The following is an 18,278-nucleotide window of genomic DNA, read 5'->3' on the forward strand; positions in this document are numbered from 1 at the left end:
GCCACTCGCTACGACAAGACCCGCGAGTCCTACCAAGCCGCCGTCACCATCGCCTCAATCCTGCTCTGGATCTGACCTTTGAAGACGATCTCTAGGGCCTGTCCGGCGGATTCGGGTCGCGGGAAGGCGACGTCGCCTCGCCTGGGCGGGTCAGCGGGGACCGGTGCGTCCAGCCGCACGGCGGAGGAGGGCGCCGACGCGGAGCGTCGGCAACCCGCGACAACGCCGCGGACGAGCGGACCGGCCCCCGCGTCCGCATCCGCTGCATCCGCATCCGCATCCGCATCCGCGGCATGCTCCGCCGGACCGGCCTAGGGCCGGGCCAGCAGGGTGCGCACGCCGTCCGACGTGAGCGTGAGGCGGTGCTCCGAGCCCGCGTCGATGGACAGGGACAGGTCGTCGGCCGGCCACTGCGCGGCGAGGGCGCCCAGCGGCACCATGCGGTAGCGGGAGACGTACGGCAGCAGGTCGGCCATCTCCAGCTCCGAGGTGAACACGGGCACCACCTGACGGCCGCCCTGCTGTTCCAGCACCGGCAGTGCCAGCATCCCGGGGTCGGCGGCGTCCTGGCCGTTCGCGTCGTCGGGTACCGGGACGAGGACGTCGCTGCTCGCGAGTGTGTCGAGCGCCGCCGTGTCCTCGGTGTTCTCGGCAAGTGCGTCCAGCGCCCGCTGGGCGGGCGAGACGGTGTTGTCGTTCGCGGGTGTTTCCATGGCAGATCCCTGGTCGCGGCGGTGGTGGGGCCCGCCCCGGTGGTCGGCACGGGGGCGGTCCAGCCTCGCGTACCCGATCGTCCTGGGCGCAATCATGTTCGACTCCAGGCGCTGCCGCGACCGGGTCCGGTCGGGGTCGGCTTCGATCCGGACGATGGAGAAGGAAACGGTATGCGCGGGATGTGAGTAGTGGGGCGCATGCGGTTACCCGGGAGGTTCCGAAGGCCCCGGAGGTCCGCCGGACGGACCCCGGGAGTCGAGCCACCGACTGGGAGCAGTGCTCATGTCCCACACCATCAGCGCCCGAGAGGTGGTCGACGCCATCAAGGACGTCGGCTTCCCCGCGGGCAAGGACGATCTGATCCGGGCGGCGCGCGAGTCGGGCGCATCGCAGGACGCGGTCGCCGCGCTGCGCGGCATTCCGCCCGAGAGCTACGCCAACCGCGAGGAGGTGGCCCGGTCGGTGCGCGTCGACCCCGCCTCCGACCTCGGCACGTCTTCCGCGCAGCGTGCCGAGCAGGCCCGCGCGGGCGGCAAACCGGGCCAGTCACAGCATTTGCGCGAGGTGCCCAAGCCGCCCGTGGAGGAGGAACTGGACCGGGACCGCTGACGCGGCCGGCACCGCGGAGGCAAGCGGCCCCGGCCCGGCCCGGACGCCGGGTCCTCTCCGCCGTGCCGGCCGGGACCCCGGGCCGGTGCGCGGCCGACGCGTCGCGCCCCGTGGGAAAATCCGAAGTGCCCCCCACACCGCAACCTTTCGGTCAATCCACTCGTCTCACCCAATACCGGAACCCGCATATCCCCGGGGGGACACGATGCGACGAGGCAGGGCGGCATGGGCGGCGGTCGTGCTGACGGGCACCGCCTTGGGGATGGTCACGGTGGCGGCCGACGCGGCCCCGGTCACCGACGCACGGAGCACCGTGCGGGTCACCGCACACACCACCACGGGGTGCCCCACCGGCTGGGGGAGCCGTGACAAGACCCGCGTCGCGGGCACGACGACTCCGGTCAACGACGTCCGGACCGGTCGCCACGCGTGCTTCGACCGGATGGTCGTCGAGGTGCCCGGGGCGACCGCCGGCCGCCTCGGTTACTTCGTCCGGTACGTCGACCGGCTGCACCAGGACGGCTCGGGCCGCCCGATCGCGGTGGGCGGCGGGGCCGTCCTGGAGGTCCGGGTCGCCGCGCCGGGTTACCGCCCCGAGACCGGTGCTCCCACCTATCCGGGCCGGGCCGGCCGGCCTCTGCCGGGCGTCGACCTCACGGGGTACCGCACCTTCAAGGACACCCGGTTCGCCGGGAGCTTCGAGGGCGAGACACAGATCGGGCTCGGCGTCCGTGCCCGACTGCCCTTCCGGGTGCTGGCACTGGACGGCCGTGTCGTGGTGGACGTCGCCCACTCCTGGAACGGCGCACGCTGAGACGCTGGGCCGGGCGGCCTCACCGCGGGCGCTCGCCGGACTCCACCAGCGCGGCCGGTTCGGCCAGGGCCAGGCGCGTACCCGTTCACGCGACGGGAGACCGGGCCGAGTGCATGACCACCACCCCGCTGGCACTCATCTGATCAGCAGGGGGCCCACTTGATCGATCAGAAGTGCGGTCGGGTTAGCATATGAGCGCCGCCTAGCTCGAAAGATAGAGACGTGACTGCCAACGAGGACTCGTTCACCAACTGGAAGAACCGCGAAGAGATCGCGGAATCGATGATCCCGATGATCGGGAAGCTGCACCGGGAGCAGGACGTCACGATCCTGCTGCACAGCCGTTCCCTGGTGAACAAGTCTGTGGTCAGCATCCTCAAGACCCACCGCTTCGCCCGCCAGATCGCCGGTGCCGAACTGTCGGTCACCGAGACGATGCCCTTCCTGCGGGCCCTCACCACGCTCGACCTCGGTCCCTCGCAGATCGACATCGGCATGCTCGCCGCCACCTACAAGAGCGACGACCGCGGGCTGACGGTGGAGGAGTTCACCGCCGAGGCCGTCGCCGGGGCCACGGGCGCCAACAAGATCGACCGGCGCGAGGGGCGCGACGTCGTCCTGTACGGCTTCGGCCGCATCGGCCGGCTCGTGGCCCGCCTGCTCATCGAGAAGGCCGGCTCGGGCAACGGCCTGCGACTGCGTGCCATCGTGGTGCGGGGCGGCGGCGAGCAGGATCTCGTCAAGCGCGCCTCGCTGCTGCGCCGCGACTCCGTGCACGGCCAGTTCCAGGGCACGATCACCGTCGACGAGGACAACAGCACGATCCTCGCCAACGGCAACGCGATCAAGGTGATCTACGCCGACGACCCGACGCAGGTCGACTACACGGCGTACGGCGTCAAGAACGCCATCCTCATCGACAACACCGGCAAGTGGCGCGACCGCGAGGGCCTGTCGAAGCACCTGCGCCCGGGCATCGACAAGGTCGTCCTGACCGCGCCGGGCAAGGGCGACGTCCCCAACATCGTGCACGGCGTCAACCACGAGACCATCAAGCCGGACGAGCGGATCCTGTCCTGCGCGTCCTGCACCACCAACGCGATCGTCCCGCCGCTGAAGGCGATGGCCGACGAGTACGGCGTGCTGCGCGGCCACGTGGAGACCGTCCACTCGTTCACCAACGACCAGAACCTGCTGGACAACTACCACAAGTCGGACCGCCGCGGCCGCAGCGCGCCGCTGAACATGGTCATCACCGAGACCGGTGCCGCCTCCGCCGTCGCGAAGGCCCTCCCGGACCTCAAGGCGAAGATCACCGGCAGCTCGATCCGCGTCCCGGTGCCGGACGTGTCGATCGCGATCCTCAACCTGCAGCTGGCCCGCGAGGCCACCCGCGAGGAGATCCTCGACCACCTGCGCGACGTGTCACTGACCTCGCCGCTCAAGCGTCAGATCGACTTCATCAGCGCCCCCGACGCGGTCTCCAGCGACTTCATCGGCTCGCGCCACGCCTCGATCGTGGACGCCGGCGCCCTGAAGGTCGAGGGCGACAACGCGATCCTCTACCTCTGGTACGACAACGAGTTCGGCTACTCCTGCCAGGTCGTGCGCGTCGTGCAGCACGTCTCCGGGGTGGAGTACCCGACGTACCCGGCCCCGGCGGCCTGATTCTCAGGCGGAACGGGTGTGCGAGGGGCGGTGGGACGTCGTGTCCCACCGCCCCTCGCGCGCGCCGGGTCAGGACGTGCGGCCGTCCACGAGGACCGGGGCCCGCCGCGGTGCGTCGTGACCCGGCACCTCGCGGTCAACCGCGCGGCGCCGGTCCTGGTGTTCGCGGCCGTCGTGGTGGCCGGCTCGGTCATCGAGGGGGGCGGGGCGCCGCCCAGGCCTCCGGCACCTCGCGCCACCCGTGCACCGAGGCACCCTCGGCAGGGCAGTGACGTGGCGGAGGCGGCCCTGGACGGGGACCGGCCCGCATCGGCCGACCGGGCCGGGGCATGAGTGTCCTGGTGTTCCCCGGACGCCGTGTCGCGCGACGGTCGGCCGGAACGAGAACCCGGATGCCGTGTCGCGCGACGGTCGGCCGAAACGAGAATGGGGCCATGGACGAACTGGTTCGGCGCTCGCCCTGGCGCTCGCCCTGGGGCGAGGTGCTGATCTGGTGCGTCGCGGTGCTGAGCCTGACCGTCCTGGCCGCGGCCGCCGTGGTGCGCAGCACCGTGCTCGATCCGAAGTTCTACGGCCAGGTGCTGGAGGACGAGCGGGCCTACCAGCGGTTCTACGACGAGGTGCTGGTCGACCCGGACAGTACGCCACTGGCCCGCGAGCTGCTGGACCGGCTGCCCGTGCCGCAGTCCACCATCACCTCCAACCTCAAGGTCGTGATCCCTCCGGAGACGCTGCGGGCCATGGGCGACCGGCAGATCGCCGAGATGATCCACTATCTGGAGGGAGACCGCGACCGACTGCGGGTCACCGTCGACCTGGAGCCCGTCGTCGCCAACGTCGAACGGCTCAGCCAGGCCTACTTCGGTGATGCCGTCGCCGCCGTGCAGCAGCGGTCCGAGCCCGATTTCCAGGCCTTCGTGCAACGCCTGTCCGAACTGGCCGGGCGGGTGGTGGCCGGTGAGGCGCCGCTGGAAGGCCTGCCGTCGCTGCCGCTCAGCCACGCCCAGGCGGTCGCGGCCACGGACGCGCTGATGCGACTGGTGCCTCCAACCGCGCGCGCCGACGCCAGACCCACCGTGCAGACGGCGCTGGACCGGGGGGACGTCGTCTCGGCCCTGGCCGCGATCGCGCCGGTCGCGCTGACGGACCAGGTCCGGGCGGCCGCCGCCGAGCTGCTGCGCGAGGCGAACCGGGGCACCTGGGTCATCACCGTCGACCTCGACCCCTCGCGGGAGGCGCTGGCCCCGGTGGAGCGCGCGCGTGCCGTCACCCGGCTCTTCCAGGAGGTGGTGGAACCGGCGGCCGCGGTGCTCTGCGCCGCCGCGCTCACCCTGCTGTGGTTGTCCACACCCTCACCCGCCGGACGCCGGCTGATTCCCCTCGGCTGGGTGCCGGCCGCCGCCGCCTCCCTGATGGCGCTGACGGTGCTCGTCCTGCGTCTCACGCTGGGGGACGCGCTGTTCACCACCCCGTCGTCGTGGCCCCCCGCGGCGTCGGAGCTCCTCGGTGACGTCCAGGCCACCGCTGTCGACCGGCTGCTGACCACCGCCACCGTCGTCGCGGTGATCCTGCTCGCCGCCGGCGCCCTGCTGATCACCGTCGGGTGGGTCTGGCAGACCAGGCCCGGTGTGCCGGTCCTGACCGATCCGCGGCACGGTCCGAGCCTGACCTTCGCCGTCACGGCGTGCGCGCTCGTCGGCACGATGCTGGCGCCGGTGGCGATCACCGGCTCGTCACCGCGCATCTGCCAGGGCAGCGCCGAGTTGTGCGACGCCCGCTACGACGAGATCGCCCAGCTCGCGTCGCACAACGCGATGGCCACGACGGCGGACCGGTTCATCGGTCCCTTGCAGGACCCGGACATCATCGGACAGCTCAACGCCGGGGTACGCGTGCTGCTCCTCGACACCCACCGCTGGGAGCGGCCCGAGGAGGTCGCGGACCGGCTGAGCACCTCGGACTTCTCCCCGGCCCTGCGCCGCCGGCTCACCGCGATCCTGGAGCGGGTGAACCCGCCCCACCCCGGCCTGTGGCTGTGCCACTCGGTGTGCGGCGCCGGCGCCCTCGAGCTGGTGCCGGCCCTGCGGCAGATCGGTGACTGGCTGCGCGCGAACCCCACGGAGGTCGTCACCCTGGTCCTGCAGGACGGCGTCGACTCCGTGGCGAGCCGGAACGCCTTCCTGCGCGCCGGACTGGCCGACCTGCTGTACGAGCCGGACGCGGACCCGGACCGCCCGTGGCCGAAGCTGGGGGACATGATCGACAGCGGCCGGCGCCTGGTCGTCTTCGCGCAGAGGGCCGACGGGCCCGCGCCGTGGTACCGGAACTTCTACCGGTACGGCATGGAGACGCCGTTCGCCTTCCGCAGTCCGGACGAGATGTCCTGCCTGCCGAACCGGGGCGGGACGGACAAGCGGCTCTTCCTGCTCAACCACTTCGTGACGGCCGGCGGCGGACTGCGACTGGACGCCGGGCTCGTCAACTCCCGGCAGCGGGTGCTGGAGCGGGCGCACACCTGCGAGCGGCAGCGCGGCAGACCGGTCAACTTCATCGCGGTGGACTACGCCACGATCGGCGACGCGCTCGGCGCGGTCGACGAACTCAACGCCGAACGCCTCGAGGACGATTCCCGCTTCCCCGCCGGACGATCACCGGACAGGCTCCGCGACGCGCGGGGAACGCGCACGTCAGACGGGGGGCGGGAGAGATGGCGGACGATTCCGCGAGACCCGGGAAGGGCATGAGCGCGGCGGCCCAGGCGATCACCGCGGTGGTCCTGGTCGGCGCGCTGGCGGGCGGTATGTGGACCCTGGCGCGGGCCGACGCGCAGAGCTCCGCCGAGCGCGGGCCGGCCACCTGTTCCACGACGGAGGACGCCCCGCCGTCGGAGCGCGTGTCCGGGGCCCAGTTGTGTACGGCGCTGAACCGGCCCGGCCTGCCGGTGCTCCTGGGAACGCCCGGGGAACCGGCGCAGAACGCCTACGGCAGCGAGAGCTCGACCACCCTCGCCGGCGGCGGGAAGACCGAGACCTCCGAGGCGACCGTCAGGTTCGAGACCTACACGGTGAAACTGTCGGCGGCCTACGACGGTCTCTCGGTCGCCGGGACGGCGGACCTGCTGGGAAAGACCGCGCGGGAGCAGAAGGTCCTGGGACGCACGGCGGTCCTCTACTCGAACCGGACCATCTCGATCTCCTTCGGCGGCGCCGGTGCGGACACCGGCCCGGGCGGCATCGCCCACAGCCTGCCGGCCGCCCTGGACGCGAAGGACACCGGCGGCTCCTGCGAGCTCTCGGTCTGGCGGGAGGACGGCATGCCGCCCGACGACGCGGTGGTGCGCCGCGTCGCCGAGGGGGTGCTGCCGGCGGTCCCGGGCTGGACCGCCGGCTGACCTCACCGGTTGATCTCGAACTGGGACCCCGGTTCGATCCGTACGTCCTCCTCGGCCGAGCCGGTGATCGTGACGTCGGTCAGGGTGGCGCTGCCGCGGGCGCCGCCCATCGCGAGGATGCCGGAGCCGTTGTTCGACTTGTCGATGCGGACATTGGTGATCTTCACGTCCGGCATCGCACCGCCTCCCGTCTTGAACTGGATGCCGTCATAGGTCGAGTCGAGGATGTCGGTGTCCCGGATGGTCACGCCCGGGATGTCCTGGCCCTGCGCGAAGAGGGTGATGGCGCCGAACTCCTGCGCCTCGCCCCAGAACGCGCCCCCGGTCCGGTGCAGGGCGTTGCCCGCGATGAGGGTCTGCCCGGAGAAGGGCAGCGGGTCGTGGTCGGTGGCGAGCATGATGCCCGGGTAGTTCATCGTGTCGGAGATGACGTTGTTCTCGATGGTGTTGCCGTAGCCGCCGTAGACCGCGATGCCGTTGGCCCGCCACGGGAGCTGGATGGTGTTGTTGCGGAAGTGGTTGTCGTGGCCGACGTCCACGGAGGTGTCCTTCACGTACTTGCTGGCCCAGACCGCGAGCGAATCGTCGCCGGTGTTGCGGAAGGACGAGTTGTAGACCGTGGAGTTGCGAGTGCCGTTGGCGAAGTTGATGCCGTCGGCGTACGTGTTGCGGATCCGCATGCCGGTGAACTCCAGCCCGTCACCGGGACCCCACAGCTCGGGGATGTTCGAGTAGTCGCGGCCGGCCCAGACGCCGACGTTGGCGTGCTCGATCCACACGTTGGTGATCTTGGTGTCCTTGCCGAAGCGGCCGTTGAGGCCGACGCCGCCCTCGTGGTTGCCGTCGCCGCCGCGGATGGTGCCCGAGCCGAAGATGGCGATGTCGGAGATCCGGGTGTTGTCGTCGATGTCGAAGCCGAAGTTGCCCTCGTGCGGGTGGTTGATGCCGCCGGCCTCGTGCGGCGGCGTCAGCGTGTGGAGCTGGGAGTGCCACATGCCCGCGCCGCGGACGGTGACGTCGCGGATGCCGACCTGGTTGAACTGGCCGCGGTTCTGCGGGTCGTCGGTGAGGATCTTCTGCTCCTGGCGCCACTGCCCGGCCGGGATCCACACACAGGCGATGTCGCCGTTCTGGTCGGCGGTGACGGCACGCTGGATGGCGTCGGTGTCGTCGAGTCCGTCGCCGGGGACGGCGCCGTACTCGGTGATCGAGGTGCAGTTGGCCGGCCTGGGCGCCGGGGGCGCGACCTGCTCCAGGTCGATCAGGTCGATGACGTGGAAGGCGGCCGAGTCGTCCGCGTCGCGCTGGAGGCGGAACTCGGTGCCCTGTGGGAAGGTCCGGTCCAGCAGTGCGTGGGACTCGTCGAACAGCCGCCGCGCGTCACCGCCGGGCCGGTTGGTGAGGCCCTCGGGGTCGTCGGTGTTGCCGTACAGCCAGCTGTGCTTGGACGACAGGGTCAGCTTCTGTACGAACTCACCGTCGGCGTAGAGGCTGATCGTGGCCTCCGCTCCCCCGCCGCCGGGGGCGTCCGGGACGGAGTTGCGCACCACGATGGAGTTGGTGGGCGTGGTGGAGGTGAACTCGACGTACTCACCGGTGGAGTCGAGCCGGACGGACTCGCGGCCGGACGACTCGGTGCCGAAGTTGGTGTGGCCGAAGGTGCGCTTGGCGTCGGTGGTGAGCAGGGTGCCGTTGTGACGGCCGTCCTCCGCCTCGTACTCGGTGTACGGCACGGCGGCGCCGCGCCCTACGACAAGGGACTTGGCGAGCACGTTGTTGTTCTCGTTGGTCTCGGTGACGACGCCGGTCGCGTCGGCCGTGGCGGAGAGCGTGACGCCACCGCCGGTCGCCGTCCAGGTGCCGCTGATCGGCACGTTCACGGTGGCACCGGCGGCCACCTCACCGGTGGTGCCGTCCAGGGTGGTGGAGCCGGCCTGGACCCGGGTCACCGAGCCGGCCTCGACGGCGCTCGTGCCGCGGTTGTGCACGGCGACGGTGAAGGAGACCTTCGCGCCCACGGCCGGGTTGGCCGGGCTGGTGGTGAGGGAGCGCACCTCCAGGTCGGGTCCGGGGGCCCGGCCGACGACCAGCCTGCCGGAGGCGGTGCGGCTGTTGTTGGAGTCGTCCAGTTCGGCGACCGTGTCGCGCGGGTCGGCCACCGCGGCGACGGCGTAGCTGCCGGCCGCGTGGGTGCCGGTGGCGACGGCGACCTCGGCGGACTCACCGGGGTCGAGGGCGGGTACCTCGGCGCCGCCGGCGGCCGTTCCCTCCACGGTGACGTCCGCGGTCGTCGCGGCCGAACGCGCGGTGCCGGCGTTGCGGACCGTGGCGTTGACGGTGACCTCGTCCCGCTCGGAGGGGGCGGCGGGTGACCAGTCGAGGCCGGTGACGGTCAGGTCCGGCGCGGGCGCGGCGGTCCCGACGACCTGGAACTCGGCGACCTGGCCGCCGGGCGCGCCGGTGTTGGAGAAGAACCGCAGCCGTACGTCGGACACGCGGCCGGTGACCGGGATGGTCACGGTGTTGTCCTTGCCGGGGCTGAAGGAGTAGTCGGTGCGGGCCCGCAGTGAGGTGAAGGCACTCTCGCCCTGCGCACGGCCGAGCACCTGGATGCCCTGGGTCCGGGCGGACCAGACCGGGTCCGGGTTGAGCTTGACGGCCACGGCGCTCACGTCCGCGTCGGCGCCGAGCTTCACGGTGAGGTCGGCGGGGTGGCCGGCCGCCTCCCAGTAGGTGGAGGTGGAGTCGTCGGTGGCGTTGGCCGCGACGTAGGAGTGCACCGACGAGGTGGCCTCGACCGGCTTGTTGCGGGCCAGGTTGGTGCCGGTGGGCGGCGGCTCGGTGACCACGTCCTCGCCGTACACCTCCAGTTCGGCGAGCTGTGCGGCGTTCCAGCCGGTGTTGCCGGTGACGTGGACGCGGACGTAGCGCGCGTCGGAGGGGGAGGCGAGGTCGACGGCGACGGTGTTGGCCCGGTCGGGGCTGAACTCCCGTGCGGCCGATCCCGCGAGGGCGCGGAAGGTGGAGCCGTCGGTGCTGCTCTGGAGGGAGAGGGTCTGGCTGCGGCTCTCCCAGCCGGCGGGCAGTTTCAGGACCACCCGTTCGACGTCGCGGGCCTCGCCGAGGTCGACCTGCACCCACTGGGGGAAGGAGCCGGCCGGGCCCTCCCAGTAGGACGCCTGGGCGCCGTCGGTGGTGTTGCCCGCCGGGTACGCGCCGTGCGAGCCGCCCGCCGTGGCCGGACGGCCGAGGGCGAGGTTGACGTCGGCGGCGGCCGTCGCGGCCTGCGCACCGGCGGCGAAGGGCAGCGGGAGCAGCCCGGCCGTCATCAGCCCGGCCACGACGGCGCCCGTCAGCGGCAGTCGGCCGAGGGATCTCCATCTCATGGGGGTCCTCTGTTCCGTGGGGAGTCGGGGAACGCGACGGGCCGGCGGGGAGCGGAAGTACCGACCATGCGCGCCAATTGAGCAGGACAGTCGATTCTTTGCGGAAAGTGCGTCATCAGATTTCTATCGCGTCACCTGCTTGTCAACGGTCCTTGTTGCGGTGGAATTTGACACGTAAACAGCTTGCGTCGCTTGCAGACCCCTTGCGTTCACGTTGAACTGGGAAGTAGCCGCCATCGAGACAGGAAGGTGCCGTGCGAACCTCATCGCGCACGCAAGTCATGCACCGGCACGAGAAACAGAAGGGCCGGCCCGACACCCGTAGGCGTCGAGCCGGCCCTTGCCGGTGAGGGGTCCCGCGGGGGACGGATCAGTCCGTGCCGAACTCCATGGCGGCGCGGTCCAGCAGCTCGTCGTCGCCGGAGACCTCGCCGCGCGAGGCGATGGCCTGCGCGCCGCCCTCCGGCATGGCGCCGATCAGCCCGGTCGAGGCGGCCTGGGCGGCACCGATGGCGGGGTTGGCGGTACCGATCAGCCCGAGCCCGGCGTACTGCTCCAGCTTGGCGCGGGAGTCGGCGATGTCGAGGTTGCGCATGGTGAGCTGGCCGATCCGGTCCACCGGACCGAACGCGGAGTCCTCGGTGCGCTCCATCGACAGCTTGTCCGGGTGGTAGCTGAACGCCGGGCCCGTGGTGTCGAGGATCGAGTAGTCCTCACCGCGCCGCAGCCGCAGGGTGACCTCACCGGTGACCGCCGAGCCGACCCAGCGCTGCAGCGACTCACGGATCATCAGCGACTGCGGGTCCAGCCAGCGGCCCTCGTACATCAGCCGGCCCAGGCGCCGTCCCTCGGCGTGGTACTGGGCGAGAGTGTCCTCGTTGTGGATCGCGTTGACGAGGCGCTCGTAGGCCGCGTGCAGCAGGGCCATGCCGGGCGCCTCGTAGATGCCGCGGCTCTTGGCCTCGATGATCCGGTTCTCGATCTGGTCGGACATGCCCATGCCGTGCCGGCCGCCGATGGCGTTGGCCTCCATCACCAGGTCGACGGGGGAGGCGAACTCCTTGCCGTTGACCGTCACCGGGCGGCCCTGGTCGAAGCCGATCGTGACGTCCTCGGCGGCGATCTCGACCGACGGGTCCCAGAACCGCACGCCCATGATCGGCTCCACGGTCTCCACGCCGGTGTCGAGGTGCTCCAGCGTCTTGGCCTCGTGGGTGGCGCCCCAGATGTTGGCGTCGGTGGAGTACGCCTTCTCCGCCGAGTCCCGGTAGGGGAGCTCGTGGGCGAGGAGCCACTCCGACATCTCCTTGCGGCCGCCGAGCTCGGTCACGAAGTCGGCGTCCAGCCACGGCTTGTAGATCCTGAGCTGCGGGTTGGCGAGCAGGCCGTACCGGTAGAACCGCTCGATGTCGTTGCCCTTGAACGTGGAGCCGTCGCCCCAGATCTGGACGTCGTCCTCGAGCATCGCGCGGACCAGGAGCGTGCCGGTGACGGCACGGCCCAGCGGCGTGGTGTTGAAGTAGGCCCGCCCGCCCGAGCGGATGTGGAACGCCCCGCAGGTGAGCGCGGCCAGGCCCTCCTCGACCAGCGCCGCCCGGCAGTCGACCAGGCGCGCGATCTCGGCGCCGTAGGTCTTCGCGCGGTCGGGCACCGAGGCGATGTCGGGCTCGTCGTACTGGCCGATGTCGGCGGTGTACGTGCAGGGGACGGCGCCCTTGTCACGCATCCACGCGACCGCGACCGAGGTGTCGAGGCCGCCCGAGAAGGCGATACCGACGCGCTCGCCGGTGGGAAGGGAGGTGAGGACCTTGGACATAGGAAGAGTATGCATGACAACGCATGGCCATGCAAAGCCTGGGTGGTCACCAGGTCGGCATCGCGAGGCGAGCCCGTGCGCTCACCGGGCCGGCATCGCGACGTACTGGTACTCCAGGAACTCCTCGATCCCCACCGTGCCGCCCTCCCGGCCGAGCCCGGACTGCTTGACGCCGCCGAAGGGCGCGGCCGGATTGGAGACGAGACCGGTGTTGAGGCCGACCATGCCGACTTCGAGGCGCTCGCTGACGCGCAGGGCTCGGTCGAGGCCCTCGGTGAAGACGTAGCCGACAAGCCCCCAGGGAGTGTCGTTGGCGCGGCGCACCACCTCGTCCTCGTCGTCGAAGGTGAGGATCGCCGCCACGGGGCCGAAGATCTCCGTACCCATCAGGCGGCTGTCCGGACTGACGTCGGTGAGTACCGTGGGCGGGTAGAAGCAGCCGGGGCCCTCGGGTGTACGGCCGCCGCAGAGGATCCGCGCGCCGCGCTCCACCGCGTCGGACACCAGGTCCTCGACCTTGGCGCGCCCGGTGGCGTCGATCAGCGGACCGACGTCGACACCGTCCCGGGTGCCGGGGCCCACTGCCAGCGCTTCCATCCTCCGGGCGAGGCGCCGCGCGAACTCCTCGGCCACCGAGCGGTGGACGAAGAAGCGGTTGGCGGCGGTGCACGCCTCGCCCATGTTCCGCATCTTGGCGATCATCGCGCCGTCCACGGCCACGTCCAGGTCGGCGTCGTCGAGGACGATGAAGGGCGCGTTGCCGCCCAGCTCCATCGAGGCGCGTACGACCGTGTCGGCGCACTGGGCGAGCAGGAGCCGGCCGACCTGGGTGGAGCCGGTGAAGGACAGCTTGCGGATCCGTCCGCCGCGCAGGAGCGGTTCGCACACCTCCCCCGCCCGGGAGGTGGTGACCACGTTCAGTACGCCGTCCGGCAGTCCCGCCTCCTCGAGGATCGCGGCCAGGGCGAGGCTGGAGAGCGGGGTCTGCGGGGCGGGCTTGAGCACCATCGTGCAGCCGGCCGCGATCGCCGGGCCGATCTTGCGGGTGCCCATGGCCAGCGGGAAGTTCCACGGCGTGATGAGCAGACAGGGCCCGACCGGGCGCCGGGAGAGCAGCATGCGGTTGCGTCCGTCGGGAAGGATTCCGTGGCCGCCGCCGATGCGGACGGCCTCCTCGGAGAACCAACGGAAGAACTCCGCCGCGTACGCCACCTCTCCCCTGGCCTCCGCCAGCGGCTTGCCCATCTCGGACGTCATCAGGCGGGCCAGCTCGTCGGTGCGGTCGAGGATGATCTCGTAGGCGCGGCGCAGGATCTCGCTGCGCGCCCGCGGTGCCGTACCGGCCCACTCCTCCTGCGCCTGGAGCGCCGCGTCCTGGGCGAGCCGGGCGTCCTTGGGGCCCGCGTCGGCGACATGGCAGAGGATCTCGCCGGTCGCGGGGTCGTCCACGGGCATGACGGCGCCGTCCGCGGCGTCCGTCCAGGCGCCGCCGATGAACAACTGTGTCGGTGTGTCGGTCATGAGGTCCTTCCTCGCCGTGTTCATCGGTCCGCCGCTCCCGACGTGCCCGCCTCGACGGCCGCCGTCCACGCCCGGAGCCCCGCGTCGACCTCCGACTCGCCGATCACCAGTGCCGGGATCATCCGGACCACCTGGTTCCAGGCCCCGCAGAGCAGCAACAGCAGCCCCTCGTCCACGGCGGCCCGCTGCACCCGGGCGGCGGTCTCCGGGTCCGGGTCCCCGTCCTCGGTGACGAACTCACTGGCCAGCATCAGCCCCATCCCCCGTACGTCCCCGATGGCGGGGGTCCGGGCCGCCACCGTCTCCAGCCCGTGGCGCAGCCGCGCCCCCATGGCCTCGGCGTTGTCGACGAGCTTCTCGTCGCGTACCACGTCGAGCGTGGCGCAGGCCGCCGCGCACGCCACCGCGTTGGCGCCGTACGTGCCGCCCTGCGAGCCCGCCCACGCCTTGCGCATCAGCTCCTCGGACGCGGCGATCCCGGACAGCGGGAATCCGCTGGCCAGGCCCTTGGCGGTGACGAGGATGTCAGGGGTGACGCCGAAGTGCTCGTGGCCCCAGAACCGGCCGGTGCGGCCGACGCCGGTCTGCACCTCGTCCAGGATCAGCAGGAAGCCGTGCCGGTCCGCGCGCTCCCGCAGGCCTTCCATGAAGGCGCGGGTCGCGGGGACGTACCCGCCCTCGCCGAGTACCGGCTCCACGATGACGGCCGCGGTGTCGGCGGGCGAGGAGATCGTCTGGAGGGTGTAGTCGAGCTCCCGGAGGGCGAACCGGGTGGCGGTCTCCTCGTCCCAGCCGTAGCGGTAGGCCGTCGGGAACGGGGTGACGACCACGCCGCTCATGAGCGGTGAGAAGCCGGACCTGAAGCGGGTGCCGGAGGTGGTCATGGATGCGGCGGCGACGGTACGGCCGTGGAAGCCGCCGTGGCAGACCAGGACGTTGGGCCGGCCGGTGGCCTGGCGGGCCAGTCGCAGCGCCGCCTCCACCGCCTCGCTGCCGGAATTGGTGAAGAACAGGCTGTCCAGGCCGGCCGGCAGCACCTCGCCGAGCTTGTCGACGAGGTGTCGCAGCGGCTGGTGCATGACGGTCGTGTACTGCCCGTGGACCAGCGTGCCCACCTGCTCCCGGGCAGCCGCCACGACCCTGGGGTGGCAGTGCCCGGTGCTGGTGACTCCGATGCCGGCCGTGAAGTCCAGATAGCGGCGGCCGTCCTCGCCATGGATGTGGACGCCCTCGCCCCGGACGGCCACCACGGGCGTGGCCTGGCGAAGGTGCGGCGACAGTGCGGTCATGCTCGTCTCCCGGACTGGTCGTGGGTTCTCCTGCGGTCTTCGGAGCATGCCCGTGGTCCCGCCTCCGGCAACGCCTGATCTGTCCGGCGGGGCCGCGGTGTCCGGACGTTGTGTCAGCCGTCCCGGTCCGTGCGTGCCTCCGGGCGGGCGCCGGGTGTGCCACCCGGGCGCTCTTGCGCAGGTCAGGGAGGCTTGTCAGAGTGACAAGGGCGCGCGCAGGGAGGCACCGTGAGCGAGAACCGGCACCCGGCTCCGGAGTGCGGCCGCGACGGCCCGGACGGCCCCGGCACCCCGGCGAGGGTGCGGTGCCCGGACCCGGCAGGCCGTCCGCTCACCGTGGCGGACGTCCTGGCACTGCCCGTGCTGGCCGGCGGAGATCCGCGGGTGGTCGCCGGCCAGGACCGCACCGACCGTCCGGTCCGCTGGGTCCACATCACCGAACTGACGGACCCGGCCTCCTTCCTCAAGGGCGGCGAGCTCGTCCTCACCACCGGCATGCCCCTGCCCGACGACGCCGCCGGTGTGCGCCGCTATGTCGACGAGCTCGCCGCCGTCGGCGCGGCGGCCCTCGTCATCGAGCTCGTCCGCCGCTACCACCGGCCGCCCGACGCCCTCGTCCAGGCCTGCCGGACGCGTGGCCTGCCCCTCGTCACGCTCGCCAAGGACGTCAACTTCCTGGAGGTCACGCAGGTCGTCCACACGCTGATCCTCGGCAACCAGGCGGAAGCGATGCGCAGGACCCAGCGCGTCCACGACGCGTTCACCGCCCTCACCCTGCGCGGCGCCGGTCCCGAGGAGGTACTGCGCGCCGCGGCGGAGATGAGCGGACGCACGGTCGTGCTGGAGAACCTGGTCCACCGGGCACTGGTCTGCGAAGCCTCCGGTGGCACGGCGGAAGCCGCGCTCACCGGCTGGGAACGGCGCTCCCGGGCCACCCAGCCGGCCGATCACACGGCAGTCCTCGGTCCGGAGGGCTGGCTCGTGTCCCCCGTCGAGTACCGGGGCGAGCCCTGGGGGCGGGTGGCCATGCTCCCCGGACCGTCCGGCGCGACCGCCGCCCCGGCGTTCGGGCCCGAGGACGTCACCGTGCTGGAGCGAACCGCGATGGCCCTCACCATCGCCCGGCTCACCCACGCCGCCCCGTGGGAGCGCACGGCGCACCGGAACGCCCTGCGGGACCTGGTCGAGCAGCGCCACCGCTCCCCCGCCGACGCGCGCGCCCGGGTGGCGGCGCTGGGGCTCCCCACGGACCACACCCGCTTCGTCGCCGTCCTCGTGGACGTACCGGCGCAGGGGGACACGGCGAGAGCCGAGGCCCGCCTCTCCGAGGAACTGGACACGACGGGACACCAGGCACTCGTCGGCCTCCTCGCCCCCACCCGCCTCGGCGTACTGCTGGCGCTGCGCCCTTCCCGGCCCTGGCGGCAGGCCGTCGAGCGGCTGAGCCGTGCCGCGCTCGCCCCGGCCCCGGGCACGAAGGTGAGCGTCGGCTCCCCGGCCCCGGACCTCGCCGACGTCGCCCGCTCCTTCCGGGAGGCGGCCCGGGTGGCCGAGGCCACCGGGCCCGGCGAACCGCTGCCGCCGGACCGCTCCTTCCACGAACGGTCCGACATCGGCCTGCGCCGCCTGCTGTTCGCGCTCCGCGACGACACCCGGATCCAGGAGTACGCGCAACGACAGTTGGGCCCGCTCCTCGACCACGACGCCCGGCACGGCACCGACCTGGTGACGACCCTGCGCGGATACCTGGAGGCCGCCGGCAACAAGACCGACACCGCCCGCCTCGGCGGTCTCTCCCGGGAGACCGTCTACCAACGGCTGCGCACGATCGAGCGGCTGCTCGGCCGGGACCTCGACTCCGGCGACCAGCGCACCGAACTGCACGTGGCGCTCCAGGCACTCGACGTCCTGCGGGGCCGCTGACGCCGGCACGGCGGACGGCCGGCGAACACGTCGGGCGATGACCGATGAGTTTCCCTCCGCCTCCCGGTCGGACATGATGCCGGTGCACCGCGACCGCCAGAGCGGGCGGGAGGCGTACCGGCCCGGCTCGTGGCCCGACATGAACAGTGAGGAACCTTGGATGCGTACCCTGATCAGCACCGCTTTCGTCTCGCTCGACGGCGTCGTGGAGGCCCCGGGCGGGGAGCCCGGCTACCGGAATTCCGGGTGGACGGTCAAGCACGTGGACTTCCTCCCCGAGGCCTACGACATCAAGGGCCGGGAACAGAAGGAGGCCGCGGCGCTGCTGCTGGGCCGGGTCAGCTACGAGGCGTTCAGCCCCGTGTGGCCGGACATGGAGGAGTTCCCCGACTACAAGGTGATGCCGAAGTACGTCGTCTCCACCACCCTCGGCGAGGGTGACCTGGTGTCGAACTGGGGCGAGACCACGATCCTGCGCTCACTCGACGAGGTCGCCGCGCTCAAGGAGACCGAGGGCGGCCCGATCATCGTCCACGGCAGCGCCACCCTGAACCGGAGCCTCTCGGACGCCGGCCTGATCGACCGCTACCACCTGCTCGTCTTCCCGCTCCTGCTCGGCGCGGGCAAGCGGCTGTTCAGCGCCACGGACAAGGACGCCCAGAAGTTGCGGCTCGTCGAGCACGAGGCGTACGCCAACGGAGTGCAGAAGAACGTCTTCGACGTCGTCCGCTGACGGGAGCGCCCGGCGGCCGGCCGCGGGGCTCAGCGGCGCAGGGACCTGCGCAGCAGGAGGCCGCCGAGCCCCGCCAGGGCGGGGAAGCCGCCCTTCGGCATGGCCGCGGTGCCCGCCACCCCCACGGCGGTCAGCACGACGCCCGCGGCGCGCTGGGCCGGGACGTCCCCGTGTTCCTCGGCGGACCGCAGCAGCCGCCCGCCCATCCACAGGGCGGGCGCGGCGGCCAGGAACCAGAAGGCGGTGGCACGGTCGCCCCGGTCGGGCACGGAGCCGAGCAGGTTTCCGCGCGCCATGTCGGCGAGCACGTCTCGGTAGAGCACGGCTCCGACGGCACCGTGCCCCACGCCGACGACCTGGAGCCAGGATCCGGCTGAACGTCGCTTCATGCCTCCATCGTACGAGTGCCCGGGA

General features: G+C 72.0%; 13 protein-coding genes. 7 read left to right on the plus strand and 6 right to left on the minus strand.

The features are described from left to right. Nucleotides 1-311 precede the first annotated feature (311 nt). Nucleotides 312-713, minus strand: a complete 402-nt coding sequence (locus tag ACZ4V1_RS07790) for an SseB family protein (protein WP_468330987.1) — start codon at nt 711-713, stop codon at nt 312-314. Between the two features lie 283 nt (nt 714-996). Between ACZ4V1_RS07790 and ACZ4V1_RS07795 the strand changes: the two genes are divergently transcribed. The 5 genes from ACZ4V1_RS07795 (at nt 997) to ACZ4V1_RS07815 (ending at nt 7,196) form a co-directional block, all read left to right on the plus strand. Continuing rightward, a complete protein-coding gene (locus tag ACZ4V1_RS07795; protein ID WP_468330990.1) occupies nt 997-1,323 on the plus strand; it encodes a DUF2795 domain-containing protein in 327 nt (108 codons plus the stop codon). 205 nt (nt 1,324-1,528) lie between these two features. Beyond that, the gene (locus ACZ4V1_RS07800; RefSeq protein ID WP_468330993.1) at nt 1,529-2,137 is read left to right on the plus strand and encodes an AMIN-like domain-containing (lipo)protein; all 609 of its coding nucleotides are present in this window, start codon (nt 1,529-1,531) and stop codon (nt 2,135-2,137) included. Nucleotides 2,138-2,359: 222 nt separating this feature from the next. After that, on the plus strand, nt 2,360-3,805 hold the full coding sequence (locus ACZ4V1_RS07805; protein WP_468330996.1) for a glyceraldehyde-3-phosphate dehydrogenase: 1,446 nt from the start codon (nt 2,360-2,362) through the stop codon (nt 3,803-3,805). Nucleotides 3,806-4,239: 434 nt separating this feature from the next. Continuing rightward, nucleotides 4,240-6,549, plus strand: coding sequence for a PI-PLC domain-containing protein (locus ACZ4V1_RS07810; protein ID WP_468330999.1), 2,310 nt, complete (start codon nt 4,240-4,242; stop codon nt 6,547-6,549). Continuing rightward, entirely contained in the window at nt 6,546-7,196 is a 651-nt protein-coding gene (locus tag ACZ4V1_RS07815; RefSeq protein ID WP_468331002.1) for a DUF6215 domain-containing protein, read from the plus strand. Before ACZ4V1_RS07810 ends, ACZ4V1_RS07815 begins: the two co-directional genes overlap by 4 nt. 2 nt (nt 7,197-7,198) lie before the next feature. On the opposite strand, the gene ACZ4V1_RS07820 is transcribed toward ACZ4V1_RS07815, so the two are convergent. From ACZ4V1_RS07820 to ACZ4V1_RS07835, 4 genes are all read right to left on the minus strand, one after another. After that, entirely contained in the window at nt 7,199-10,582 is a 3,384-nt protein-coding gene (locus tag ACZ4V1_RS07820) for a CARDB domain-containing protein (protein WP_468331005.1), read from the minus strand. Between the two features lie 370 nt (nt 10,583-10,952). Continuing rightward, on the minus strand, nt 10,953-12,398 hold the full coding sequence (argG, locus tag ACZ4V1_RS07825) for an argininosuccinate synthase (protein ID WP_468331008.1): 1,446 nt from the start codon (nt 12,396-12,398) through the stop codon (nt 10,953-10,955). Between the two features lie 81 nt (nt 12,399-12,479). Then, on the minus strand, nt 12,480-13,919 hold the full coding sequence (locus tag ACZ4V1_RS07830) for an NAD-dependent succinate-semialdehyde dehydrogenase (RefSeq protein WP_468331011.1): 1,440 nt from the start codon (nt 13,917-13,919) through the stop codon (nt 12,480-12,482). Between the two features lie 20 nt (nt 13,920-13,939). After that, complete coding sequence (locus ACZ4V1_RS07835; protein WP_468331014.1) at nt 13,940-15,208, minus strand: aspartate aminotransferase family protein; 1,269 nt, start codon at nt 15,206-15,208, stop codon at nt 13,940-13,942. Nucleotides 15,209-15,436: 228 nt separating this feature from the next. On the opposite strand from ACZ4V1_RS07835, the gene ACZ4V1_RS07840 reads away from it, so the two are divergent. Together ACZ4V1_RS07840 and ACZ4V1_RS07845 are read left to right on the plus strand one after the other, a co-directional pair. Then, a complete protein-coding gene (locus tag ACZ4V1_RS07840; protein WP_468331017.1) occupies nt 15,437-17,131 on the plus strand; it encodes a PucR family transcriptional regulator in 1,695 nt (564 codons plus the stop codon). A 160-nt stretch (nt 17,132-17,291) separates the two neighbouring features. Continuing rightward, nucleotides 17,292-17,864, plus strand: coding sequence for a dihydrofolate reductase family protein (locus tag ACZ4V1_RS07845; RefSeq protein WP_468331020.1), 573 nt, complete (start codon nt 17,292-17,294; stop codon nt 17,862-17,864). Between the two features lie 29 nt (nt 17,865-17,893). Here ACZ4V1_RS07845 and ACZ4V1_RS07850 read toward each other — a convergent pair whose 3' ends face one another. Then, nucleotides 17,894-18,253 carry a DUF6463 family protein gene (locus ACZ4V1_RS07850; protein WP_468331023.1) on the minus strand — a complete coding sequence of 120 codons (360 nt, stop codon included), beginning with the start codon at nt 18,251-18,253 and terminating at the stop codon, nt 17,894-17,896. Nucleotides 18,254-18,278: the final 25 nt, after the last annotated feature.

The organism is Streptomyces sp. NPDC028991, from assembly GCF_055564775.1.